The organism is Rhodococcus sp. NPDC060084, from assembly GCF_042730335.1.
Classification (GTDB): domain Bacteria; phylum Actinomycetota; class Actinomycetes; order Mycobacteriales; family Mycobacteriaceae; genus Rhodococcus.
This window is the reverse complement of the sequence record NZ_JBHWWX010000007.1, coordinates 136,024-160,376: the sequence shown is the minus strand read 5'-3', so window position 1 is coordinate 160,376 and position 24,353 is coordinate 136,024. Positions and strand designations below refer to the sequence as shown.

23 protein-coding genes and 6 tRNA genes are annotated in these 24,353 nt (G+C 67.6%); 20 read left to right on the top strand and 9 right to left on the bottom strand.

Annotation, left to right across the window (positions count from 1 at the left end; translation table 11 throughout):
- Window positions 1-35 precede the first annotated feature (35 nt).
- The 5 genes from ACFWBU_RS06710 to ACFWBU_RS06690 form a co-directional block, all read right to left on the bottom strand.
- Window positions 36-110 (bottom strand) — tRNA-Val (locus ACFWBU_RS06710).
- Window positions 111-130: 20 nt separating this feature from the next.
- Window positions 131-206: transfer RNA gene (locus ACFWBU_RS06705), tRNA-Gly, on the bottom strand.
- 46 nt (window positions 207-252) lie between these two features.
- A tRNA-Val gene (locus ACFWBU_RS06700) sits at window positions 253-327 on the bottom strand.
- Window position 328: 1 nt separating this feature from the next.
- Window positions 329-399: transfer RNA gene (locus tag ACFWBU_RS06695), tRNA-Cys, on the bottom strand.
- Window positions 400-425: 26 nt separating this feature from the next.
- A tRNA-Gly gene (locus tag ACFWBU_RS06690) sits at window positions 426-498 on the bottom strand.
- Window positions 499-1,075: 577 nt separating this feature from the next.
- On the opposite strand from ACFWBU_RS06690, the gene ACFWBU_RS06685 reads away from it, so the two are divergent.
- Window positions 1,076-1,147 (top strand) — tRNA-Val (locus ACFWBU_RS06685).
- Between the two features lie 149 nt (window positions 1,148-1,296).
- Here the strand turns inward: ACFWBU_RS06685 and ACFWBU_RS06680 are convergent.
- A complete protein-coding gene (locus ACFWBU_RS06680) occupies window positions 1,297-2,292 on the bottom strand; it encodes an NADP-dependent oxidoreductase (protein WP_378527839.1) in 996 nt (331 codons plus the stop codon).
- Between the two features lie 618 nt (window positions 2,293-2,910).
- Here ACFWBU_RS06680 and ACFWBU_RS06675 point away from each other — a divergent pair.
- The 8 genes from ACFWBU_RS06675 (at window position 2,911) to pdxS (ending at window position 11,091) form a co-directional block, all read left to right on the top strand.
- Entirely contained in the window at window positions 2,911-3,309 is a 399-nt protein-coding gene (locus ACFWBU_RS06675; protein WP_240952431.1) for a DUF742 domain-containing protein, read from the top strand.
- Window positions 3,310-3,454: 145 nt separating this feature from the next.
- Window positions 3,455-5,521: a threonine--tRNA ligase gene (gene thrS / locus ACFWBU_RS06670; RefSeq protein WP_296549507.1), complete on the top strand. Its 2,067-nt coding sequence runs from the start codon at window positions 3,455-3,457 to the stop codon at window positions 5,519-5,521.
- A 134-nt stretch (window positions 5,522-5,655) separates the two neighbouring features.
- Complete coding sequence (locus ACFWBU_RS06665) at window positions 5,656-6,144, top strand: HIT domain-containing protein (RefSeq protein ID WP_169621965.1); 489 nt, start codon at window positions 5,656-5,658, stop codon at window positions 6,142-6,144.
- A gap of 121 nt (window positions 6,145-6,265) precedes the next feature.
- Window positions 6,266-6,934 carry a phosphatidylinositol phosphate synthase gene (gene pgsA / locus ACFWBU_RS06660; RefSeq protein ID WP_378527838.1) on the top strand — a complete coding sequence of 223 codons (669 nt, stop codon included), beginning with the start codon at window positions 6,266-6,268 and terminating at the stop codon, window positions 6,932-6,934.
- Window positions 6,931-7,833: a phosphatidylinositol mannoside acyltransferase gene (locus ACFWBU_RS06655; protein ID WP_378527837.1), complete on the top strand. Its 903-nt coding sequence runs from the start codon at window positions 6,931-6,933 to the stop codon at window positions 7,831-7,833. The genes pgsA and ACFWBU_RS06655 overlap by 4 nt, the downstream gene beginning before the upstream one ends.
- Window positions 7,834-8,961, top strand: coding sequence for a glycosyltransferase family 4 protein (locus ACFWBU_RS06650; protein ID WP_378527836.1), 1,128 nt, complete (start codon window positions 7,834-7,836; stop codon window positions 8,959-8,961).
- On the top strand, window positions 8,958-10,049 hold the full coding sequence (locus ACFWBU_RS06645; RefSeq protein ID WP_378527835.1) for an NUDIX domain-containing protein: 1,092 nt from the start codon (window positions 8,958-8,960) through the stop codon (window positions 10,047-10,049). The genes ACFWBU_RS06650 and ACFWBU_RS06645 overlap by 4 nt, the downstream gene beginning before the upstream one ends.
- A 139-nt stretch (window positions 10,050-10,188) precedes the next feature.
- Complete coding sequence (gene pdxS / locus ACFWBU_RS06640; protein ID WP_296549503.1) at window positions 10,189-11,091, top strand: pyridoxal 5'-phosphate synthase lyase subunit PdxS; 903 nt, start codon at window positions 10,189-10,191, stop codon at window positions 11,089-11,091.
- A 69-nt stretch (window positions 11,092-11,160) separates the two neighbouring features.
- On the opposite strand, the gene ACFWBU_RS06635 is transcribed toward pdxS, so the two are convergent.
- From ACFWBU_RS06635 to ACFWBU_RS06625, 3 genes are all read right to left on the bottom strand, one after another.
- Window positions 11,161-11,361, bottom strand: a complete 201-nt coding sequence (locus ACFWBU_RS06635) for a hypothetical protein (protein ID WP_296549502.1) — start codon at window positions 11,359-11,361, stop codon at window positions 11,161-11,163.
- A 72-nt stretch (window positions 11,362-11,433) separates the two neighbouring features.
- Window positions 11,434-12,720 (bottom strand): SpoIIE family protein phosphatase, encoded by a 1,287-nt coding sequence (locus ACFWBU_RS06630; protein WP_378527834.1) that lies wholly within the window; start codon window positions 12,718-12,720, stop codon window positions 11,434-11,436.
- The gene (locus ACFWBU_RS06625) at window positions 12,717-13,538 is read right to left on the bottom strand and encodes an alpha/beta fold hydrolase (protein WP_378527833.1); all 822 of its coding nucleotides are present in this window, start codon (window positions 13,536-13,538) and stop codon (window positions 12,717-12,719) included. Before ACFWBU_RS06625 ends, ACFWBU_RS06630 begins: the two co-directional genes overlap by 4 nt.
- 143 nt (window positions 13,539-13,681) lie before the next feature.
- On the opposite strand from ACFWBU_RS06625, the gene ACFWBU_RS06620 reads away from it, so the two are divergent.
- The 11 genes from ACFWBU_RS06620 to ACFWBU_RS06570 all read left to right on the top strand — a co-directional run bounded on the left by ACFWBU_RS06620 (window position 13,682) and on the right by ACFWBU_RS06570 (window position 24,267).
- A complete protein-coding gene (locus ACFWBU_RS06620; RefSeq protein WP_169621741.1) occupies window positions 13,682-14,500 on the top strand; it encodes an acyl-CoA thioesterase II in 819 nt (272 codons plus the stop codon).
- Between the two features lie 30 nt (window positions 14,501-14,530).
- Window positions 14,531-15,139, top strand: a complete 609-nt coding sequence (gene pdxT, locus ACFWBU_RS06615; protein ID WP_169621742.1) for a pyridoxal 5'-phosphate synthase glutaminase subunit PdxT — start codon at window positions 14,531-14,533, stop codon at window positions 15,137-15,139.
- 74 nt (window positions 15,140-15,213) lie between these two features.
- The gene (locus tag ACFWBU_RS06610) at window positions 15,214-15,966 is read left to right on the top strand and encodes a YebC/PmpR family DNA-binding transcriptional regulator (protein WP_169621743.1); all 753 of its coding nucleotides are present in this window, start codon (window positions 15,214-15,216) and stop codon (window positions 15,964-15,966) included.
- Window positions 15,967-16,069: 103 nt separating this feature from the next.
- Complete coding sequence (gene ruvC, locus ACFWBU_RS06605) at window positions 16,070-16,648, top strand: crossover junction endodeoxyribonuclease RuvC (protein ID WP_169621744.1); 579 nt, start codon at window positions 16,070-16,072, stop codon at window positions 16,646-16,648.
- Window positions 16,645-17,244, top strand: a complete 600-nt coding sequence (ruvA, locus tag ACFWBU_RS06600) for a Holliday junction branch migration protein RuvA (RefSeq protein WP_296549499.1) — start codon at window positions 16,645-16,647, stop codon at window positions 17,242-17,244. Before ruvC ends, ruvA begins: the two co-directional genes overlap by 4 nt.
- 11 nt (window positions 17,245-17,255) lie before the next feature.
- The gene (gene ruvB / locus ACFWBU_RS06595) at window positions 17,256-18,368 is read left to right on the top strand and encodes a Holliday junction branch migration DNA helicase RuvB (protein WP_296549512.1); all 1,113 of its coding nucleotides are present in this window, start codon (window positions 17,256-17,258) and stop codon (window positions 18,366-18,368) included.
- Window positions 18,369-18,510: 142 nt separating this feature from the next.
- Entirely contained in the window at window positions 18,511-18,843 is a 333-nt protein-coding gene (yajC, locus tag ACFWBU_RS06590) for a preprotein translocase subunit YajC (protein WP_169621746.1), read from the top strand.
- 133 nt (window positions 18,844-18,976) lie between these two features.
- Window positions 18,977-20,764: a protein translocase subunit SecD gene (gene secD / locus ACFWBU_RS06585; protein WP_169621747.1), complete on the top strand. Its 1,788-nt coding sequence runs from the start codon at window positions 18,977-18,979 to the stop codon at window positions 20,762-20,764.
- Between the two features lie 2 nt (window positions 20,765-20,766).
- The gene (secF, locus tag ACFWBU_RS06580; RefSeq protein ID WP_378527832.1) at window positions 20,767-21,957 is read left to right on the top strand and encodes a protein translocase subunit SecF; all 1,191 of its coding nucleotides are present in this window, start codon (window positions 20,767-20,769) and stop codon (window positions 21,955-21,957) included.
- 1 nt (window position 21,958) lies between these two features.
- Complete coding sequence (locus ACFWBU_RS06575) at window positions 21,959-23,713, top strand: ABC transporter substrate-binding protein (RefSeq protein WP_296549497.1); 1,755 nt, start codon at window positions 21,959-21,961, stop codon at window positions 23,711-23,713.
- A gap of 26 nt (window positions 23,714-23,739) precedes the next feature.
- Window positions 23,740-24,267, top strand: coding sequence for an adenine phosphoribosyltransferase (locus tag ACFWBU_RS06570; protein ID WP_206038678.1), 528 nt, complete (start codon window positions 23,740-23,742; stop codon window positions 24,265-24,267).
- Window positions 24,268-24,353: the final 86 nt, after the last annotated feature.

The window sequence follows — 24,353 nt, the reverse complement described above, 5'->3', positions numbered from 1 at the left end:
GCCCCCTTCCTGAGGAAGGGGGCCTTCGTCGTTCCTGGTGCGCGATACTGGGATTGAACCAGTGACCTCTTCCGTGTCAGGGAAGCGCTCTCCCGCTGAGCTAATCGCGCGGGATTGTGGGGTCCAGATTTGGAGCGGATGACGGGATTCGAACCCGCGACCCTCACCTTGGCAAGGTGATGCGCTACCAGCTGCGCTACATCCGCATGCACGTTGACTCTACATCGATTCGACCCACGTGCTGGTCGAACCTGGTGCGCGATACTGGGATTGAACCAGTGACCTCTTCCGTGTCAGGGAAGCGCTCTCCCGCTGAGCTAATCGCGCGAGGTGGAGACGGGAATCGAACCCGTGTGCACGGCTTTGCAGGCCGTTGCCTCACCACTCGGCCACTCCACCATTAAAAGGTCGAGTCCAACCTCTCGAGCGGATGACGGGATTCGAACCCGCGACCCTCACCTTGGCAAGGTGATGCGCTACCAGCTGCGCTACATCCGCATTCGCACCGTTCGGCGTTTTGCTCTCCGTGGTGCGGTTCAGAACACTAGCCGACCACCGTCGAAACACACAAATCAGCAGGTCGTGGCGCGAAATGCGGTTCGAGGGGCTGCAGGGTTCCCTGTGGTGTCTGTGCCGGCATGCCGAATCGGTCGTGGTGGTCGACGACCATCGTCCGGGCCGGTTGCGTGGTGGGGTGCAGGCTCTGTGAGGAACCCGGTGGGAAACAGCCGACGGGAGGAGGGGAAGGGAGTGTGGCGGGGCCGTCGCTGCCGGGCCCGCTCCGGCCTGCCGCGATCCGACCCTTACAGGCCTTTCCCCTACACGTCCCCTGCGCGGCATCGCGCGTCCTCTACCGGCAGCGCGGTCCAGGGCCCCGCGAGCCCCTTCGCGTCCATTCACGACATCGGACGCGAAGCCCCTCTTCTTGCAGCGCGGTGTTCGGTCTTTGCAGTGCGGTGTTTGTGCGTGCGGAGTAGCGTCCCGAGTGTGGTCGAACCGCGGTGACCTGCGGATTCGTGTTCGGAGCGAGAGAGTGTTAATGTTCCTTTCCGTTCGAGCCGCAGCGATGCGGCCCGGTCCCGTGGCTCAGTGGAAGAGCGTCCCGTTCACACCGGGAAGGTCGCTGGTTCGATCCCAGCCGGGACCACCCAATGTCGCATGGGCACCCCGTGCCAGCGACGATCCTCATTACTCCTCGCCGCATCCTCATAGGCCGGTATATCCGCGTGCAGGATCTTCTGATTCCCCCTCGCCAGCCGGTGCGGACGAGTTCCTTCGCATCGTCGGCTCGCCAGGTCAGGGCACCGTGATGACCGACTTCCCTCGAATGCTGCTCTTGCCGAGAGACGCGAGGGCTTCGGGCGTCTGGTCGAACGCGAAGGTGGCGCCGACGACGGGGCGGATGGAACCGGCGTCGACGAGATCGGCAATGAGACGCAGTTGCTCCCCGGACGCGTGCATGAACAAGAACTCGTAGGTCACGCCGAGCTTCCTGGCAAGGGAGCGGGTCGTGCGGCTGCGAGCGGCGATGACCAGGCGCACGATGGGGTTCGCGCCGATCTCTTTCGCGAAGGCCGGATCGGGGACTCCGTAGATTCCCACGGCCTTCCCGCCGGGCCTGAGCACCCGGAGGGACTCGATCAGGTGTTCGCCGCCGAGGGAGTCCAGGACGAAGTCGTACCCGGAGAGCTCTTTGCCGAAGTCCTGGGTGTGGTAGTCGATGACCACGTCCGCACCGAGTTCGCGAACGAAGTCCGCATTCCGACCGGATACCGTGGTCGCCACCTGCGCCCCGAGGTGCTTGGCGAGCTGGATCGCGATACTCCCGACGCCGCCGGCACCGGCGTGGACGAGGACTTTCTGCCCGCCCGTCACTCGTCCCTTCTCCACGAGCGCTTGCCACGCCGTCAATGCCACCAAGGGCAGCGACGCCGCCTCCACGGGACCGATCGATGCGGGAGCGACGGCGAGATCAGCCTGATCGATCGCGATGCGCTCGGCGAACGTGCCGATGCGGTAGTCGCGCGGGCGTGAGTAAACCTTGTCCCCGGCTTCGAACCCCCGCACGTGTGCGCCCACGCTGACCACCGTCCCGGCCACATCGTGGCCGAGCGTGAGCGGGGGCTTGTAGTGCAGGATCGGCTTGAACTCGCCGTCGCGGATCTTGTCGTCCAGCTGGTTCACGCCCGCCGCACTCACGCTGACCAGGACGTCCCGAGTGCCCACGGCGGGTTCGGGGACGTCCGCTTCGTGGAGGGGTTGCTTGTACCTGTCGAATACGAACGCTCGCATGGTCTGTCCTCCTTGCCGGACGCTGCCGGTGTGTGAGTCGTGCAGGACGCCGCGTGCGGGGTCGGTGACGGCAGGGCGCGAACGGGCGCACGCCGGAATCGGGCCTGGCCCTCCCGACACCGTAACCAGGCGACACGGGGGGTTGATGGGTTTCCCGCAGGTCCGGGAGGACGCAGTGACGCGGCGTTGCAGACGCCGGCGCGCATGGGGATCGCCCTCAGGGCTGTCTCCCGGGAATAGTGATGAACGGCACCCACCGGAGGGTGCCAATTTTTCGGTTGTGTCATGTAACAGTTGGGCACTGTGCGACCGATGGTGCTGGAGGGTGCCCGGGTCGGCAGCGTCCCACTTTCGTGGCCATCGGTGTCCGCGCGAGCGATTGATGGCAGGATTGACCTCGTCCCAGGAGGGGGTGCGCCCTAGATGAGTGTTGCGGACAGCGAGTGGCCGGTTGTCGGGGCAACCGGCGCCAGGTTCGGTTCGGCAAGATCCCGGCAGCGCCGAAACAGCGCGGGTGCAGAGCTTGCGCAGCGCGGCCGGCCGTCGGGCGAAGTGGATCAAGGCAGTGTTTCCGGGCAAACCCGGGTGGTGGGCGGTACCCCTGAAAGGCGGGCAGCGATGTCCGGCACCGACAGGGGATCCGAGATCGATGTGGGAAACGAGGACATGGACCAGCCAGAGACGTCGTCGTTCGTGCGGCCGTTCGTGCGAATCGGGGGGCGCACCCGTGCGGAGGTAGAGCTACCGCTCGAAGCACTCGTGTCCGCGGTGCCCTCCGCGCAGGGAATCGAACGGGGATTCGCGCTCGAGGAACACCGGACCGTGCTGGCCCTGTGCGTGCAGCCACGCTCGATCATGGAGGTCGCGGCGCTGGCGGGCATTCCCTTGGGGGTCGCCCGAGTTCTGGTGGGCGATCTCGCCGCCACAGGAGAACTCACGGTGCATCGCACGGTCGATCAGGTGGGCCCGGGTGTCGATCTGCTCGAACGCGTACTCGTCGGCCTGCACGGGATCTGACGTTCGCCGCTCGGGCGTCCGCGGCCGGTGACGCCCTGTGTTCGTCGGCAGAGTGAATGTCGATAGCATGTAGGGGTTGCCATCGCGCACGTCTACGCGCAGGCGACGCCCTTTTATCAGGCATCGAGCCGAGGAGTTCACCACAGTGACCACGCCCGCATCCGCGAAATCAGCCACGCTCGTCCGGGTGCCGGCTGGAACCAGTGCGGGCGCGGCCGTACGTGAGGCGGGACTGCCGCTCAAAGGACCGGACACGATCGTCGTCGTCCGGGACGCCGACGGTGCGCTACGAGACCTCGCGTGGGTGCCGGATCAGGATGTCGAGGTCGAGGCCGTCGGTGCCGACACCGAGGACGGACGCAGCGTCATCCGGCACTCCGCAGCTCACGTGCTTGCACAGGCGGTGCAGCAGGAGTTCCCCGAGGCGAAGCTCGGCATCGGCCCGCCGATCAAGGACGGCTTCTACTACGACTTCAAGGTCGACCGGCCCTTCACGCCCGAAGATCTCGCCAAGCTCGAGAAGCGCATGAAGAAGATCGTCAAGGACGCGCAGCGCTTCTCGCGCCGGGTCGTCGCGGATATCGCCGACGCGCGTGCGGAACTCGCGGACGAGCCGTTCAAGCTCGAGCTCATCGACGACAAGTCCGGTATCGACGATCCGGAGATCATGGAGGTCGGCGGTAACGAGCTGACCATCTACGACAATCTCAACCCGCGTACCGGTGAACTCGTCTGGAAGGACCTCTGCCGCGGTCCGCACCTGCCGACCACCAAATACATTCCGGCATTCAAGCTCACGCGCAGCTCTGCCGCGTACTGGCGCGGTGACCAGGACAACGCCGATCTGCAGCGCATCTACGGCACTGCGTGGGAGTCCACGGAAGCGCTCGACCGCCACCTCGAACTGCTCGCCGAGGCCGAACGTCGCGACCACCGCAAGCTCGGCGCCGAACTCGACCTGTTCTCGTTCCCGGACGAACTCGGCTCGGGTCTGCCCGTGTTCCACCCCAAGGGCGGCATCATCCGGCAGGAGATGGAGAACTATTCCCGCGAGCGGCACGTCGCCGCCGGGTACGACTTCGTCAACACGCCGCACATCACCAAGGGCCATCTCTACGAGATCTCCGGCCACCTCGACTGGTACCGCGACGGCATGTTCCCGGCCATGCACATCGACGAGGAACTCAACGACGACGGCACGGTCCGCAAGCCCGGCCAGGACTACTACCTCAAGCCGATGAACTGCCCGATGCACGACCTGATCTTCCGTTCCCGCGGCCGGTCGTACCGTGAGCTGCCGCTGCGGATGTTCGAGTTCGGCTCCGTGTACCGGTACGAGAAGTCGGGCGTCATCCACGGCCTGACCCGCGTGCGCGGAATGACGCAGGACGACGCGCACATCTTCTGCACGCCCGAGCAGATGCGCGACGAGCTCACCTCGGTGCTGAACTTCATCCTGGAACTGCTCCGGGACTACGGACTCGACGACTACTACCTCGAGTTGTCGACCAAGAACCCGAAGAAGTTCGTCGGCAGCGACGAACTGTGGGAGACCGCCACCGATACGCTGCGCGAGGTCGCCGAGGCCTCGGGTCTGCACCTCGTCCCCGATCCCGGCGGCGCCGCGTTCTACGGCCCGAAGATCTCGGTGCAGGTCACCGATGCGCTCGGTCGCAACTGGCAGATGTCCACGATTCAGCTCGACTTCAACCTGCCGGAGCGGTTCGAGCTGGAGTACACCGGATCGGACGGCGCCAAGCACCGTCCGGTGATGATCCACCGCGCGCTGTTCGGCTCGATCGAGCGGTTCTTCGGTGTGCTCACCGAGCACTACGCGGGGGCGTTCCCGGCGTGGCTCTCCCCGGTACAGGTCGTCGGTATCCCCGTCGCCGCCGACTTCGAAGACCACCTCTTCGACGTCGTCGCCGCCCTGAAGGCCGAGGGCATCCGCGCCGAGGTCGACATCTCGGACGACCGGATGCAGAAGAAGATCCGCACCCACACCACTCAGAAGGTGCCGTTCATGCTGCTCGCCGGTGAGCGCGACGTCGCGGCCGGCGCGGTGAGCTTCCGGTTCCGTGACGGCACGCAGATCAACGGGGTGCCTGTCGACGAGGCCGTGCGGATCGTCGTCGACTGGGTGCGCCGCCGCGAGAACGCATCGCCCACCGCCGAACTGGTACAGCCGGCCGGGGCGGGCGGGCAGCCGTGACCGGCGGCCCCGTCGACGAGTCGGGTGCGTACACCGACCCTGCCGCTGCACCGGCAGGTGACCCCCGCCGAACCCCGGAACCGGCCGACACGGCCGACGGGCTCGTCGACCGGGGCGTAGGCGACCGCGACCACCTGCAGCGACTGTGGTCTCCGCACCGCATGTCGTACATCACCGAGTCGCCCGGTGCGCGCAGCGAACCGTACGAGCCGTTCACCGACATCCCCAAGATGCCGGACGAAGAGGGCCTCGTCGTCGCCCGCGGTGAATTCGTGTATGCGGTGCTCAACCTCTATCCGTACAACCCCGGCCACCTCATGGTCGTGCCGTACCGGCGGGTTGCGAATCTCGAGGACCTCACCGCCGAGGAGAGCGCCGAACTCATGGCGTTCGCCCAGCGCGCCCTCCAGGTGATCAAGAAGGTGTCGCGGCCGCACGGCTTCAACGTCGGTCTCAACCTCGGCGCGGCCGCGGGAGGCTCACTGTCCGAGCACCTGCACCTGCACGTGGTGCCCCGCTGGGGCGGAGATGCCAACTTCATCACGGTCCTCGGAGGCTCCAAGGTGATGGTGCAACTGCTGCGCGACACCCGGGCACTTCTGGCGTCGGCCTGGGACGAGTGAGAAACTCACGACAAGTGCAGGTTCCTGCACCCGTCGGCGGTAGCGTCGACCGTGCGCTTCCCGGCCGTGGCAGGATCGTGTCCCGGGCACAACGGTCGAATCGGAAAACGGGGGTCGAACAATGCTGAGCTTCTTCGGGCGCGCGTCGGTGTCGAAGGCCACCGCGCCGCTCGGCAAGGCGTTGATCCGAACCGGACTGACGCCGGACGCCGTGACCGTCATCGGCACCGTCGCGACGATCGTTGCCGCCGTGACGCTGTTCCCCATCGGCGAGTTGTTCTGGGGAGCACTGGCGATCTGGATATTCGTCATGTTCGACATGCTCGACGGGGCGATGGCGCGAGCGCGCGGCGGCGGCACCCGGTTCGGCGCGGTCCTCGACGCGACCTGTGACCGGGTTGCCGACGGTGCGATCTTCGCCGGTCTGGCGTGGTGGGCGGTGTACCACGAGGACAGTCGCCCGCTCCTCGTCGCGACCCTGATCTGCCTGGTGTGCTCGCAGGTCATCTCCTACGCCAAGGCCAGGGCCGAGGCCAGCGGGCTCTCGGCGGACGGCGGCCTGATCGAGCGTCCCGACCGCCTGGTCATCGTCCTCGTCGGCGCCGGCTTCACCGGTCTCGGTCTCGACTGGGCAATCCACATCGCCATGTGGCTGCTTGCCGCCGGTTCGGTGATCACGGTGTTCCAGCGGGTTCTCGCCGTGCGGAACTCGCCCAGCGCGCGGGAGTTGCTCCCGATCGCCACGGGTACCCCCGCGGACACGAACGACGAGAACGAGGGCGACCGGTGAGGCCCGCCGATCGCGCCGCGGACCTCGGGTACGCGGCGGGATGGCGCGTGGTGCGTGCGCTTCCCGAAGGACTCGCCCGTCGTCTGTTCGACACCGGTGCGGACTACGCCGCGCGCCGGGGCGGGGGTCCGCAGCAGTTGCGTCGCAATCTGGCCCGGGTGCTGGGCACGGCGCCGGACCAGGTTCCCGACGAACTCGTTCGGGCATCGTTGCGGTCCTATGCCCGCTACTGGCGTGAAGCGTTCCGGTTGCCGTCCATGGATCTGGACGAGACGGCGGTGTCGATCGACGACGCCATCGAAGGGCGCGAACATCTCGACGCGGCACTCGCGGCGGGACGCGGTGCGATCCTGGCTCTGCCGCACAGCGGTAACTGGGATCTCGCCGGGGTGTGGTGTGTGCGGCACACGGGAGGCTTGGCGACGGTCGCCGAGCGGTTGCGTCCGGAAGCGCTGTACAAGCGATTCGTCGAATACCGCGAAGGGCTGGGATTCGAAATCTTTCCTCTCACCGGTGGGGAGATCCCGCCGTTCGTCGAACTCGCCGAAAGGTTGCGGGAGAACAAGGTGGTCTGCCTGCTCGGCGAGCGTGACCTCGCCCGAAAGGGCGTCCCGGTCACCTTCTTCGGCGAGCCCACACGTATGCCCGCCGGACCTGCGAAGCTTGCCCTCGAGACGGGGGCGGCGCTGCTTCCGGTCCATTGCTGGTTCACCGAGGACGGGTGGGGATTTCGCGTGCATCCCGAGATCGACGTGACCGGAGGTGTCGAGACGGCGACGCAGGCTCTCGCCGACCGGTTCGCCGCCGACATCGCCGCTCACCCGGCAGACTGGCACATGCTGCAGCCGTTGTGGCTCGACGACTTGTCCGAGGCTCGCCGCGCCCGAATGGAGGCGTAAGTGAAGATCGGAATGGTCTGCCCGTATTCGTTCGACGTGCCCGGCGGAGTCCAGGCGCACGTCGCGGACCTTGCCGAGGTGCTCATCGCGCGCGGCCACGACGTGAGCGTCCTCGCGCCGGCCTCGGAGGACACCGTGCTGCCGGACTTCGTGACCTCCGCCGGCCGCGCAGTGGGAATTCCGTACAACGGGTCGGTGGCACGGCTCAGCTTCGGGCCCGTCTCCTACGCGCGGGTGCGGCGGTGGATCAACGACAACGACTTCGACGTCCTGCACATCCACGAGCCCAACGCACCGAGCCTGTCGATGCTGGCGCTCAAGATCGCGGAAGGTCCCATCGTCGCCACGTTCCACACCTCCACCACCAAGTCGCTGGTGCTGAGCACGTTCCAAGGTGTCCTGCAGCCGTACCTGGAGAAGATCACCGGCCGCATCGCCGTGTCCGAACTCGCTCGCCGGTGGCAGGTCAACTCCCTCGGTGCGGACGCGGTGGAGATTCCCAACGGCGTCGACGTCCCGTTCTTCCAGCACACCCCGCCGCTGCCGGGTTACCCCCGAGCGGGTCGCACGGTGCTGTTCCTCGGAAGGTACGACGAACCCCGCAAGGGCATGGAAGTCCTGCTCGGAGCGTTGCCCACGATCGTCGCGCGCTATCCCGACATCGAAATCCTGGTCGTCGGTCGCGGTGACGAGGACAAACTCCGCAAGGATGCGGGACCACACGCCCGCCACCTGCGACTGCTCGGGCAGGTCGACGACGATATGAAGGCCGCCGCGATGCGTGGGGCGGACGTGTACTGCGCTCCGAACCTCGGTGGTGAGAGTTTCGGCATCGTCCTCGTGGAGGCGCTCGCTGCGGGCACCGCCGTGGTGGCGTCCGAACTCGATGCGTTCCGTCGTGTTCTGCGTGACGGCCGTGCCGGTGTCCTCGTTCCCGTGGGCGACTCGCAGGCGCTCGCCCAGGGGATCCTCGACGTGCTCGACGACGACACGCGCCGTGATGCGCTCGTGGAGGCGGGCACGGAGATCGTCGGCTGCTACGACTGGCCGGTCGTCGCCGAGCAGATCCTCCGGGTGTACGAGACGGTCACCGTCGGCGCCGGGCGCGTTCGCGAGGTGCGCTCGTGACACTCAGTGCACTGACAATCCTCGTTCTCGCGCTCGTCGCGGCAGTCGTTGTGGCCGTGGGGTTCTGGGCGTACTCCGTCGCGAACCGGCTCGACCGGCTCCATGTGCGCTCGGATCTGTCGTGGCTCGCGCTCGACGCCGCACTCGCACGACGCGCCGTGGTCGCGAGAAGCATCGCGGCGTCCATCTCCGCGTCGGAGGGCCGGAGCCTGGCACATCTCGCGGACGTCGCCGAACGCGCCGACCGAGGCCACCGCGAAGCCGCGGAGAACGAGTTGTCCGCGGCACTCGCCAAGGTCGACACCGATCGGCTGCGTTCGCCGCTGGTCGCCGAACTCGCCGACGCCGAAGCGCGCGTGCTCATCGCTCGCCGTTTCCACAACGACGCGGTGCGCGACACGCTGGCGCTGCGGACCCGGCGAACCGTGCAGTGGCTGCATCTCGGCGGCACCGCCCCCCTGCCGACCTACTTCGAAATCGCCGAGCGGGCGGGGACATCCGTCCCGGTGTCCGCTCAGGCTGTGGCAGTCCGTCCGGCACCGAGCTCACCCGCTGCCAGCTCACCCGCCCCGAGTTCGCCTGCGCCTGTACCCGACCGCGCGCGCACGTCGGCGCGCGTGGTGTTGCTCGACGACGAAGGGCGGGTGCTGCTCCTGCGCGGGCACGACCCCACGACCCCCGAGGCGCATTTCTGGTTCACGGTGGGTGGCGCCGTCGAACCGGGGGAGAGCCTGCTGGATGCGGCGATCCGGGAGATCGCCGAGGAAACGGGACTCCACGTCGATCCGGATCAGGTGTTCGGGCCCATGTGGCGGCGCGTGGCGGTCTTCCCGTTCAACGGTGAGGTACTGCATTCCGAGGAACTGTTCTTCGCCGTGCAGGTACCCGCGTTCGAACCCGGAGCGGACGGATTCACCGACCTCGAACGCCGGATGAGCCTCGAGCACCGCTGGTTCGATCCGGCCGGGGTCCGGGAGCTGGTCGGGGCGGGGGAGTCCGTCTATCCGCAGGATCTGCCGCAGTTGCTCGACGAGGCACGTGCGGTCGCGGCCCGGCATCGCGAACCCGAGGTCCGCGCAATTCGCTGACGCGGCAGGCAGACACGGTAAGGCCAGCCCACCGTGACTGGCTATGGGCGGTGCCGGTGCGCGTCCATAGACTCGCCGTATCGCGCAGGCCGATCCGTGCTGCGGCGTTTCCGTGTCGACCTCTTCCAGGAGTCCTGCTGTGAGCACCCCACAATCCACGTCCGTTACCGGCACCGCTCGCGTCAAGCGCGGCATGGCCGAGATGCTCAAGGGCGGGGTGATCATGGACGTGGTCACACCCGATCAGGCCAAGATCGCCGAGGACGCGGGCGCCGTCGCGGTCATGGCTCTCGAGCGGGTGCCGGCCGACATCCGCGCGCAGGGGGGTGTCTCCCGCATGAGCGACCCGGACATGATCGACGGCATCATCGAGGCCGTCTCCATCCCGGTGATGGCGAAGGCGCGGATCGGTCATTTCGTGGAGGCGCAGATCCTGCAGTCCCTCGGCGTCGACTACATCGACGAGTCCGAGGTGCTCACCCCGGCCGACTACGAGCACCACATCGACAAGTTCGCGTTCACCGTGCCGTTCGTGTGCGGCGCCACCAACCTCGGTGAGGCGCTGCGGCGGATCAACGAGGGCGCTGCCATGATCCGGTCGAAGGGCGAGGCCGGAACCGGTGACGTGTCCAACGCGACCACCCACATGCGGCGGATCCGGCAGGACATCCGGCGACTGGGTTCGCTTCCCGAAGACGAACTCTTCGTTGCCGCAAAAGAACTTCAGGCACCCTACGACCTCGTCGTGGAGGTTGCGAAGGCCGGTAAGCTGCCGGTCACCTTGTTCACCGCCGGTGGCATCGCGACCCCCGCCGATGCGGCCATGATGATGCAACTCGGAGCCGAAGGTGTCTTCGTCGGTTCCGGCATCTTCAAGTCCGGAAATCCGGCGCAGCGTGCGGCCGCGATCGTCAAGGCCACCACTTTCCACGACGACCCCGATGTCCTGGCGAAGGTGTCCCGGGGTCTCGGTGAGGCCATGGTGGGAATCAACGTCGACGAGATCCCGGAACCTCACCGCCTGGCAGAGCGCGGCTGGTGAGCGTCGTCGATCGCTGACGACACAGAGCGGCGCACCCGGTGTTTTCCGGGTGCGCGGCGTGCGGTCGGATTATCCGGAGTAATCGCGCAGGGTGAACACGAACCCTATGGCGATGACGACGACAGCGAGAATGTAGACGACGATCCGGAGCCACACCGGCCCGTAGAAACTCACCGCGATCGCGGCCGCAAGTGCCGCGATGATCATCAGCACGCCGTAGAGCGGCGTGCGCTGAGGGTCTTCCCGGCGATGGTGCCCCGTGTCGGCCATGGGTGCATTCTGCCCGCTCGGCGAGCGTGTTGGCAGCGGAACCGGTCGAACCGGCCCACATTGTCAGCCGGTCTACGGCAGCCATCGAGGTGCGTGGATCGCCGTGACCGCGACGTCGTCCTGGACGCCGGACCCGAGAGCCCCGAGCAGTTGCCGCACCGCGGCGACGGTGTCCGTGGCGGTCGCGGGCGTCGTTGCCCTGGCGAACTCGAGCAGCGACTCCTCGCCGTACCGGTCCTGAACGGTGTCCGCGATACGCGCCTCGGTCACCCCGTCGGTGTAGAGGAGCAGCGTGTCGCCGGGATCGAGCCGGACCTGCGCGGTGACGAAACGCGGATCGGCGAGCAGTCCGACCGGGTGCCCTCCCACCATGGGCAGATAGTCGGCCGTGCCGTCCGCTCGCATCAGTACGGCCGGTGGGTGGCCGCCGGTGGCAAGGGAGATCACGAAGCTCCCCGCGCGGGTGCCGGGGGTGATGGTGCCGAACACGATCGTGCAGAACGGCGCCCGGGGCTCACCGTCGCGGGATTCACGCGCCCGTTCCTCGAGGAACGCGGTGTTGAGTACGCCGAGTACCGCGACCGGGTCGGACTCGTGCACCGCCGCGGCGCGCAGCGTGTACCGGACCATCGACGTCGCCACCGCCGCGCGGGCACCCTTACCGCACACGTCACCGAGATACAGACCCCACGAATCGGTGCCGAGCGGGAACAGATCGTAGAAATCTCCACCGACCTCGTCCGGGGACGCGATGTGATAGTGAGCGGCGACGTCGAGTCCGGGTACTTGGGGCAGGGCCGGCGGCAGGAGGGTGGTCTGCAGGACCGCGGTGATGCGCTGAAGTCGTTCGCGTTCCTTCTCGGCCTCGCGCCGCGCACGGAGCAGTTCGATCTCGTAGGCGCGTCGTTCCCTCGCGTCGAACAGCGTGGTCCGGACGAGGACGGGCCGTCCCGCTGCGTCCCTCTCGAGGTTCGAGGTCACCAGAACCGGAAGCCGCGACCCGTTCGCCGCCGTCAATTCCAATGCGATTCCGCCGATTTCGCCGTGAAGCAGGAGAAGTGGCGCGAAATGGGTCTCGTGGTAGATGCGTCCACCCACGGACAGCAGATCGGAGAAGTATCGCCGGCCCACGAGGTCCTCGCGCGGATAGCCGAGCCACGCCAGGAGCGTCGTGTTGATCTTCACGATGCGTCCGTCGGGGAGGGTCGTCATGTAGCCGCAGGGAGCATTCTCGTACAGGCTTTCCGCGCTTTCCTGGAGGCTTTGCCCGAGGGCTGCGCTCCCCGGTTCGTCGTCCGGGTGCGCGCCCGGCAGGTCGCGTCGCGCGGGCAGATCCTCGGGATGGGGCGGGGTCGTCATCCGATCCGTGACACGAACTCGGCGATGGCGGCGGCCGTCTCGTCCGGGGCACTGAGCTGTGGGCAGTGGCCTGTCGCATCCAGCGTCACGAGTTCGCTGCCGGGGATGGCCGCATGGACGAAAGCGCCCACTTCCGGCGGTGCGATGGCGTCGCGCGAGCATTGCGCGACGAGCGTGGGCACCGAAACCGCCGCAAGATCGTCGCGGTTGTCCGACAGGAAGGTCACGCGCGCGAAGACACGGGCGATGGCGGGGTCGGTGCGGCAGAACAGATCGGTCAGTTCGTCGCCGAGTACCGGACGCTCCGGGTTCCCCATGATGACCGGCGCCATCGCACCCGACCAGCCCAGATAGTTCGCTTCCAGTGCCTCGAGAAGCTCGTCGATGTCCTCGGCGCTGAACCCGCCCCGGTATCCGGTGGCCGGGTCGTCGATGAAGCACGGCGACGGCACGAGGAGAACCAGGCCGCTGAACGCGTCGGGGTCCTGTGCCGCGGCGAGAACCCCCATCATCGCGCTCACCGAATGACCCACGAAGACAACGGGTCCCAGTCCGAGATCACGGCACACCTCGAGCGCGTCCTCGGCGTAGCTGTCGAGAGTCGAGTACCGCGACGCGCTCCATGCGGACAGGTCCGAGCGGCCGGCTCCGACATGGTCGAACCGCACCACGGTGAAGTCCTGTTCCAGGGTGGGAACCACGAGACGCCACAGACTCTGATCACAGCCGAAACCGTGTGCCAGCACGATCGCCGGGGCGCCTCGGCGTCCGGTTACGGTGACGTGGTTCCTGCTCGGTGTCCGCACGTGGTTCCCCATGTCCACCCTCCCTTGCGTGAGAGAGTGCCACAAATCGGGCCCTTGCGGAGACTACGTGCTCGTCGACCTGCGGAGGAGCAACTGCGTGTCCGTTCCGGCCTGCCGCTAGCCTTCAACGGGTACGGAGCAGAGAAGGGGCCCCTATGGCGAAGATCGAAGACATCCTGGCGCTGGAACGGATCGAGAACGACATCTTCCGAGGTATCGCGACCGAGACGTTGCTGCAGCGGACATTCGGCGGTCAGGTGGCCGGGCAGTCCCTCGTGTCCGCGGTGCGCACCGTCGATCCGGACTTCGGTGTGCACTCGCTGCACGGCTACTTCCTGCGTCCGGGGAATCCGGACAAAAGCATCGTGTACCAGGTCGAACGGATGCGGGACGGACGCTCGTTCGCCACCCGGCGGGTCACGGCCGTACAGGACGGCAAGGCGATCTTCACGATGTCGGCGTCGTTCCACATCGAGGACCACGGCATCGAGCATCAGGACGTGATGCCCGCGGTGCCGATGCCTGACGAGCTGACCGACGCCATGGACTCACCCGACCCCGAATACCGGTGGGTGAACCGGGAGTGGTCGGAATGGGAGTTCCGGTTCGTACCGCAGGATCGCATCGTGCGACGCGACGGCTCGGCCTCCCAGCAGCAGTTGTGGTTCCGGTCGCGCCTGCCGCTGCCGGACGACCCGGTTCTCCACGTGTGCACGCTCGCTTATATGAGCGACATGACGCTGCTCGGTTCGTCGATGGTCATCCACCGCGACGAGGACATCCAGGGCGCCTCGCTCGACCACGCCATGTGGTTCATGCGCCCGTTCCGCGCCGACGACTGGCTGCTCTACGATCAGACCTCTCCGGCCGCGGGATTCGGGCGCGCACTGACCCAGGGCAGAATCTTCGACAGCCGTGGACAATTCGTCGCTGCCGTCGTGCAGGAGGGCCTCAGCCGCACGCCGCGGCCGTAGGTGGCTTCCCCCGGGAGAAGGTACGAATACATGACCACGACGCCGACCATCGGGGTGCTCGCACTGCAAGGCGACGTGCGGGAGCATCGCGCAGCACTCGAGGCCGCCGGTGCCCGCACGATCGCTCTTCGCCGCGCCGGTGAACTCGACGCTGTCGACGGGATAGTGATCCCGGGTGGGGAGTCCACCACGATGAGCCGGTTGCTGCGCGTGTTCGATCTGCTCGACCCGGTGCGATCCCGGCTCGGGGAGGGGATGCCCGCATACGGTTCGTGTGCCGGGATGATCCTGCTCGCCTCCGAGGTTCTCGACACGCGACCGGACGCCGAGCACCTCGACGCGCTCGACATCACCGTGCGCCGCAATGCGTTCGGTCGGCAGGTCGATTCGTTCGAGGAGGACCTCGATGTGAGGGGCGTCGAGGGTGGTCCGGTCCGGGCGGTGTTCATCCGGGCCCCGTGGGTCGAGAGGACAGGACCGGACGTCGAAGTCCTCGCCACGGTGCCCACCGGACCTGCTGCGGGCCGCGTCGTCGCGGTGAGGCAGGGCGCGGTGTTCGCGACCTCGTTCCACCCCGAGGTGGGCGGTGATCTGCGAGTGCACCGGCTCTTCGTCGATGCGGTGCGCGTACACGCGTGATCCGGCAGGTAGAATCGGCTCTCCGAACAGTCGGTAGTGATCCGACGTACCTCGCCGGAAGGGGCTCCAAGCGAATGAGCGGCCACTCCAAATGGGCCACCACCAAGCACAAGAAGGCGGTCATCGACGCCAAGCGCGGGAAGATGTTCGCGAAACTCATCAAGAACATCGAGGTGGCAGCCCGGACGGGTGGTGGTGACCCCGCCGGAAACCCGACGCTGTTCGACGCCATCCAGAAGGCGAAGAAGAGCTCGGTCCCGAACGACAACATCGAGCGGGCCCGTAAGCGCGGCGGCGGCGAAGAAGCCGGTGGCGCCGACTGGCAGACCATCATGTACGAGGGCTACGGCCCCAACGGTGTCGCGGTGCTCATCGAGTGTCTGACCGACAACCGCAACCGCGCAGCGGGCGAGGTCCGCACCGCCATGACCCGCAACGGCGGGAACATGGCCGATCCCGGTTCGGTGGCCTACCTGTTCACCCGCAAGGGCGTCGTCGTGCTCGACAAGGGCGAGCGCTCGGAGGACGAGATCCTCGAGGTCGTGCTCGAAGCAGGCGCCGAGGAGATCAACGACCTGGGTGACCAGTTCGAGGTGGTCTCCGAAGCCGGCGATCTCATCGCGGTACGCACCGCGCTGGTGGACGCGGGTATCGACTACGACTCGGCCGATCCCGATTTCCGGGCGTCCGTTGAGGTCCCCGTCGATGCGGAAGGCGCGCGCAAGGTCTTCAAGCTCGTCGACGCGCTGGAAGACTGCGACGACGTGCAGAACGTGTACACCAACGTCGATGTCTCCGACGAGGTCCTCGCCGAACTCGAAGACTGACCCCCCGGCGTCCGCCGGCCGATCGCGTGTCGGACCGGCGGGCGGCGGACCCGTTCCGATAGGCTATCGAACAATTGTTCGTAGTGCGTAAGGGGTATGACGGGTGCGTGTGATGGGTGTCGACCCGGGGCTGACGCGATGCGGCTTCGGGATCGTGGACGCCGGCCGGGGGCGGGAGGTCACCGCCGTGGCCGTCGACGTCGTCCGGACGCCCACCGATCTCGACCTTGCGACACGACTGCTGCAGATCTCCGATGCGGCAGAGACCTGGCTCGACCGGTACCGGCCCGAGGTCGTCGCGGTCGAACGAGTTTTCTCGCAGAACAACGTCCGTACCGCGATGGGAACGGCGCAGGCCGGGGGAGTGGTCGCACTGTCCGCCGCGCGACGCGGCATACCCGTCATGTTCCACACTCCCAGCCAGGTGAAGTCGGCGGTGACCGGCAACGGTGGAGCAGACAAGAAGCAGGTGACCGCGATGGTCACCCGCATCCTCGGGCTGGCGCAGGCACCGAAACCCGCCGACGCCGCGGATGCTCTCGCCCTGGCGATCTGCCATTGCTGGCGGGCGCCGATGATGGCCCGCATGGCCGCGGCGGAAGCCGCTGCGGCAGAACAGAAACGACGTTACGAGGCACGGTTGCGGGAGCAGGCCGCAGCCCGGAAGGCAGGAACACGGTGATCTCCTCCGTCCGCGGCGAGGTCCTCGAGATCGCACTCGACCACGTCGTCATCGAATCGGCGGGGCTGGGCTACCGCGTCAACGCGACCCCGGCAACCCTGGCGACCATGCGACGCGGCGAGCACGCGCGGCTCATGACGGCGATGATCGTGCGCGAGGACTCGATGACCCTGTTCGGGTTCGCCGATCCCGATGCCCGCGATCTGTTCGGGCTCCTGTTGACCGTCTCCGGCGTCGGACCCCGGCTCGCGATGGCGACGCTCGCCGTCCTCGAACCGGACGCGTTGCGGGCGGCGCTGTCGGACGGCAACACCGCCGCCCTCACCCGGGTTCCGGGAATCGGCAAGCGTGGCGCCGAACGGATGATCGTGGAACTGCGCGACAAGGTCGCCGCGTTCGGCGGCAACGGCGCGCCTCCACTGTCGGCCGTGCCCGCATCGCCGGTGCGCGAGCAGGTCGTCGAGGCGCTCGTCGGTCTCGGTTTCCCGCTCAAACAGGCGGAGCAGTCCACCGACACGGTGCTGGCCGATGCCCCGGACGCCGACACGTCCACCGCGCTGCGGGCGGCGCTGTCGTTGCTGGGTAAGTCCCGGTGACCGGCGACGACCTGCCCGACGAGGGCGGTTCGTACGACGATCCGCACGACTCTCCGGTGACGGCCGCGTTCACCGCGACCGACGGTGACATCGAAACAAGCTTGCGTCCGAAGAGTCTCGACGACTTCATCGGGCAGCCCAGAGTGCGCGAGCAACTCCAGCTGGTGTTGCGCGGCGCGACCATGCGCGGCGGCACACCCGACCACATCCTTCTCTCCGGTCCTCCCGGGCTGGGCAAGACGTCCATGGCGATGATCATCGCCGCCGAGTTGGGAGCGTCGCTGCGCCTGACGTCCGGTCCGGCGCTCGAGCGTGCGGGCGACCTCGCGGCGATGCTGTCGAACCTCGTCGAGGGCGACGTCCTGTTCATCGACGAGATCCACCGGATCGCGCGCCCGGCCGAGGAGATGCTCTACCTCGCCATGGAGGATTTCCGGGTCGACGTGGTGGTGGGGAAGGGGCCGGGAGCTACTTCCATACCCCTGGAGGTCGCGCCGTTCACGCTCGTCGGTGCCACCACCCGCTCCGGTGCTCTCACCGGTCCGTTGCGCGACCGGTTCGGGTTCACCGCCCACATGGATTTCTACGAACCCGCGGAGTTGCAGCTCATCCTGCGGCGTTCGGCGACGATTCTGGGTATCGACCTGCACGACGACGCGAGCGCCGAGATCGCCGGACGCTCGCGCGGCACACCTCGCATCGCCAACCGGTTGCTGCGCCGGGTGCGCGACTACGCCGAAGTCCGGGCAGACGGTGTCGTGACACGCGACATCGCCCGCGCGGCGCTCGAGGTGTACGACGTCGATCCGATCGGCCTCGATCGCCTCGACCGCGCGGTGCTCGGCGCTCTGGTGCGCAGCTTCGGTGGTGGGCCGGTCGGCGTGTCGACATTGGCGGTGGCGGTCGGCGAGGAGCCGGGAACCGTCGAGGAGGTCTGCGAGCCGTTCCTCGTGCGTGCCGGAATGATCGCCCGCACGCCACGTGGTCGCGTCGCGACGCAGGCGGCCTGGCTGCAGCTCGGACTGACTCCGCCCCCGGAGGCAGCCACCGGTGGCATCGAGGTGCGCGCACGGGAACCGCAGCTCGATCGAACCGGTGAGGGTCCGGGACCACCCGGGGTCTAGCACCCCGTGCGCGTGGTCGTAGGGTCTGCGGCGAGGTAATGGCACACTGGTTTATTGCATCGGTCCGTGGAGGCCGATTCCGACGTCGAGCCGGCCCTGCTGCCGCCACGACACTGGCTACAACCGAGGACTGACTTCAACGATGGAACTGCTATTCCCGCTCCTGATTCTCGCCTTGCTCGTCCCGACCTTCCTGGGCGTACGGCGTCAGAAGAAGGAAATGGCCAAGGTAGCGGAGCTGCAGGACTCGCTGCGCATCGGCGACCGCGTCATGACGACGGCAGGCCTGCACGCCACGGTGGTCTCGCTCGCGGAGGACACGGTCGAACTCGAGATCGCACCGGGCGTCGTGACCACATGGTCGCGCCTGGTCGTTCGTGAGCGCGTCGAGCCCGCGCACGACTCCGCAGACGACGGCGGCATCGTGTCGCTGGGCAAGGACGACCCGTCCGAAGGGCGTCCCACCGAGCACTGACGCCGACGCTGCGGCGCACCGAGACATTGTGTCGGCGCCGATGCGGCTGCGTGGCCGCCCCACGCGCGTAATGCGCCTCTGAGGGCTGCTCATCTCCGATTCCACTCACTCGTATCGAGGAGACACACACACCGTGGCACCTTCCAATGGATCGGTGCATCCCGCGCGTTCGCTCGCCCTGTTCGGGGTGATCCTGGTAGCGCTGTATGCATTGGTCTTCTTCACCGGGGACAAGTCGCCGGCTCCCAAGCTCGGCATCGATCTGCAGGGCGGCACCCGGGTGACGCTCACCGCGCGCACCCCGGACGGCAGCAGCCCGAGCGCCGACAGCTTGAAGCAGGCTCAGCAGATCATCGAAACCCGCGTCAACGGGCTCGGTGTATCGGGCTCGGAGGTGGTCGTCGACGGCGACAACCTGGTGATCACGGTGCCCGGCGACGACAGCTCGCAGGCGAAGACGCTCGGACAGACGGCGCGGCTCTATATCCGTCCCGTGCTCGGAGGACCGATCGCAAGCTCCAACTCGGCGGCCGAGCAGCCTGTCGAGGAGGACGGCCCCGCCGACGGCGCCCCGGCCCCGGAATCGGAGACGGACGCTCCGGCAGAAGCTCCGCCGGCCGAAGAAGAGGGTCAGGCACCCGCCACGGACGGCGCGGAGCCGCAGGGCCGTCCGTTCCCGGCACAGAACCCGACGGACGCGCCGGTCGAACCGGGCGAGCCCGCGGACACACCTGCGCCTGCGACAGACGCTCCCGCGACGGACGCTCCCGCCGAAGCCCCGGCCGCCGACGCGGTTCCCGGAAGCCCGCAGGCAGAGGCCGCCGACCAGATCGCTGCGGCCCGGGCCCTCCGTCAGAGTTCCGACCCTGCCGTTCAGCAGGAGGCGGCTCTCTCGCTCGACTGTTCGGCTGCCGACCCGCTCGCGGGCAACGACGATCCGGCACTTCCGCTCGTGGCCTGCTCGACGGACGACACCTCCGTCTACCTGCTCGGCCCGAGCATCATCGACGGACAGCAGATCGCCGACGCGTCCTCGGGATTCAACTCTCAGCAGTCCCGCTACGAGGTCAGCTTGACCTTCGACACCGAGGGCAGCAACACGTGGGCGCAGTTCACCGCCGCCAACATCGGTAAGCAGGCCGCCTTCACCCTCGACTCGCAGGTGGTCAGCGCTCCGGTCATCCAGGGTGCGACGCCCGCGGGCAGTGCCACCTCGATCACCGGCAACTTCACCAACACTCAGGCGAGCGAACTCGCGAACACGCTCAAGTACGGTTCGTTGCCACTGTCCTTCGTCGCATCGGAAGCCGAGACCGTCTCGGCCACCCTCGGATTCGCTTCTCTCGAAGCGGGTCTGATCGCGGGTGCCGTCGGACTGGTCCTGGTGTTCCTGTTCTGCCTGGTCTACTACCGGATGCTCGGTATCCTCACCGCGTTGTCCCTCATCCTGTCCGGGCTGGCGGTCTACGCGGTGATGGTGCTCCTCGGCCGGTACATCGGATTCACGCTCGACCTCGCCGGAATCGCGGGCCTGATCATCGGTATCGGCATGACCGCAGACTCGTTCGTGGTCTTCTTCGAACGCATCAAGGACGAGATCCGCGAAGGCCGGAGCTTCCGCTCCGCAGTGCCGCGAGGCTGGGCCCGTGCCCGTCGTACCATCCTGTCCGGCAATGCGGTCAGCTTCATCGCCGCAGCGGTGCTGTACGTTCTCGCGGTCGGACAGGTGCGAGGGTTCGCCTTCACCCTGGGTCTGACCACGATCCTGGACGTCGTGGTGGTCTTCCTCGTGACCTGGCCGCTCGTGCACCTGGCCTCGCGGTCGAAGTTCTGGTCCAAGCCGAGCGTGAACGGTCTGGGCGCAATTCAGCAGGTGGCGCACGAGCGCCAGCTCGCTGCGGTAGCGGCGAAGGAGGCGTGACCATGACCGACACGACAACAGCGGAACGACCCACCACGCGTCGCGGAACACTTGCCGGGCTCTACACCGGTACCGGCGCCTTCGAGATCGTCGGGCAGCGCAAACGCTGGTACATCGTGACCGCGGTGATCGTGCTGCTCGCGTTGCTGAGCATGCTCGTGCGCGGCTTCACGTGGGGCATCGACTTCGAAGGCGGCACCCGCATCCAGATGCCGGTCGTCGCCGATGTGACCACCGAGAACGTCGAGACCGTTTTCAGCGACACGCTCGGTTTCGAGCCGGAGTCGGTCCAGACGGTCGGCGCCGGTTCGGGCGCCACCATCCAGATCCGTTCGGACACTCTCGACCAAGGACAGGTCGCCGCCGTGCAGTCGGCACTGTTCGAGGAGTTCCAGCCGGCCGGCGCCGACGGGCAGCCCTCGATCAACTCGATCAGCGTCGCGGACGTGAGCGAGACGTGGGGCAGCCAGATCACCGACAAGGCACTCATCGCCTTGGTGGTGTTCCTGGTGATCGTCAGCGTGTACATCGCGATCCGGTACGAACGGGACATGGCGGTCGCGGCGATCGCCGCCCTGTTCTTCGACATGATCGTCACCGCGGGTGTGTACGCGCTCGTCGGTTTCGAGGTGACGCCCGCGACCGTCATCGGCCTGCTGACCATCCTCGGTTTCTCCCTGTACGACACGGTGGTGGTGTTCGACAAGGTGGAGGAGAACACCCGGGGCATCCTGCATCTGCATCGGCGGACCTACGCAGAGCAGGCGAACCTCGCCGTGAACCAGACCCTCATGCGGTCGATCAACACGACCGTGATTTCGGTGCTGCCCGTGATCGCGCTGATGGTCGTGGCGGTGTGGTTGCTCGGGGTCGGCACGCTCAAGGATCTGGCACTCGTCCAGCTCGTGGGCATCATCGTCGGCGCGTTCTCGTCGGTGTTCTTCGCCACCCCGCTGCTCGTTACGCTGAAGGAATGGCGCGGACCGATCGCCAAGCACACCCGCAAGGTACTGGCCAAGCGCGAGGAGGCAGCGGCACGCGCCGCAGCCGCCGGAAGCGGCGAAGTCCCCGGCACCGCAGGGACTTCGGTGGCCACGCCTGCAGGTCCTCCGGCAGCCCGCTACGCGCCCGTTCAGCGAGCCCCCAGGCCGGGAGCCCGACCGACCGGAAAGCGCGCCAAGAGAAAGTCCTGATATGCCGGTGACCGAGTGGATTCAGCGAACGCACGCCTCCCGCCGGAGGGGCCGGCCACGACGCGCGGCTCTGGGCATCGCGCTTGCGGTGGTCGCGGCGGCAACGGTCTCGTGTGCCACGGAAGAAGAACGGGTGCACTCGATCGGCTACGCCATCGACAACACGGTGACCAGCTACAACGCCAACACGGTCGACGGTGCTGCGTCGGGAGCCCGGCAGGCGTTCACGCGGGTACTGCCGGGCTTCGGGTACATCGCCCCGTCGGGCTATGCCGTCTCCGACACGGACATCGGCACCGCCACCGCGGTGCCGGGGGATCCGCTCACCGTGCAGTACCGGCTCTCGCCCGACTCGGTCTACTCGGACGGTGTGCCGATGTCGTGTGACGATCTCGTACTCACCTGGGCGGCGGCGAGCGGACGGTTCACCACGCCGGACGAATCCGGCGGGCAGGTCAACGTGTTCGACTCGTCCCGGCGCGGCGGGTACGCCGACATCGACCGCGTCGACTGCCAACCCGGATCGAAAGACGCGACCGTCGTGTTCAAGGGCGGTCGCGGCGACGCGGACTGGAACACGCTCTTCGGTGCGACCGAACTGATGCCCGCCCACATTGCCGCGCGGCAGGCGGGTGTCGCCGACCTGGTCGGGGCGATCAACGGCAACAACCTCGACGACGTCCGCCGGATCGCCGAGTTCTGGAACACCGGATGGTCGCTCACGCCGGGCGAATTCGATCCCGCGTTGTTCCCGTCCGCGGGCCCGTACCGCATCGAGTCCTACACCGTGGAGGAGGGACTCGTCCTGGTCGCCAACGAACGGTGGTGGGGTAACGCACCCGGCACCGACCGGATCGTCGTCTGGCCGAGAGGGACGGAGATGACGGCTGCGGCGGAAAGCGGACAGATCCAGGTCGTCGACGTCGGCGCCGGATCCATGAGCGAGGCGCACAGGGTGGTCGGCGCCGTCGAATCGTCCACGGTGATCTCCCGCAATCTAGAACAGATCGTGTTCGCCACTCGCGGGGTCTTCGAGAATCCCGCAGCGCGCCGGGCATTCGCGCTGTGCGTTCCCCGCACGCAGTTGTTCGACGAGCTCGGTGCCTCGGGCGCGGGCTCGGGTTTCGCGACGGGCCCGGTCTCCTCGCGTCTGCTGGCGACCGATTCGCCGTTGTACCCGCAGACGGCTGGTCCCGCCGAGCGATACCTCCAACCCGACCTCGAGGCGGCGCGCGGTGAACGCACCGCGTCCGGTCAGGAACGCATGGAGGTCCGGGTCGGTTACCTCGCGCCGGACGACAGGCGGGCCCGCACCGTCGAGCTGATCGCCGCGTCGTGCCGCGACGCGGGGATCGACGTGGTCGACGCCGGATCGGAGTCGTTCGTCCCGTCCCAGCTGGGAACGGACGTCGATGCCGTGCTCGCCGGTACCGCCGCGGCGGCAGGTTCCGGTGGCACTGCCGACATGGACATCGCGCGCGGGGCGCTGCACTCGGGTACCGGCAGCAACATCGGCGGATTCGCGAACGGGCGGGTGGACGAGATTCTCGACGGACTGCTCGTCGCGGGCGACCAGCAGGGCATCTCGGGTCTCGTCGGCGACGGAGAACGGATCCTGTGGGACGAGATGCCGACTCTGCCGCTGTTCGTGCAGCCCCGCTCGATCGGGTTTGCGTCCGGGCTGGCAGCCGGGGTTCCGAATCCCACCACCGCGGGTTCGGGCTGGAACATGGACCGGTGGATACTGACAGGATGAACGTTTCTCGGACCGATTCCTCCGATTTGATCGACCAGGCCGCCGCAGCCGTCACCGCCCACACGCGGTGGGTCGACGACTTCCCGAACCCGGGTGTCCGATTCGCCGATCTCACGCCGGTGTTCGCCGACGGTCCGGCGTTCTCCTCGATCATCACCGCTCTGTCGTCGGTCGCCCCCGGTGCAGAACTGGTCGCCGGGATCGACGCCCGCGGGTTCCTGCTGGGCGGCGGCATCGCCCGCGATCTCGGCGTCGGGGTGCTGGCCGTGCGCAAGGCCGGCAAGCTTCCCCCGCCGGTGCAGACGTGCGAGTACACCCTCGAATACGGCACTGCCGCCATCGAGATCCCGGGTGATTCCAAGATTCTGCACGGGCGGCGGGTACTGATCGTCGACGACGTGCTCGCCACCGGCGGCACTCTCGGCGCGACCGTCGAACTCCTCGAGCGCGCCGGCGCCGACATCGTCGGCGTCACCGTGGTGACGGAGATCGAGGCCCTGGGCGGGCGTGCGCGGCTCGCGGGGTACCCACTGACCTCGCTCGTCCGGATCTGAGTACTACAGTTGCGGCAGGTACCGGTGGACCGGCCGTGCCCCGTACGTCCGGACAGGATCTGTCCGGACTCCGGGCGCGCGGCCGA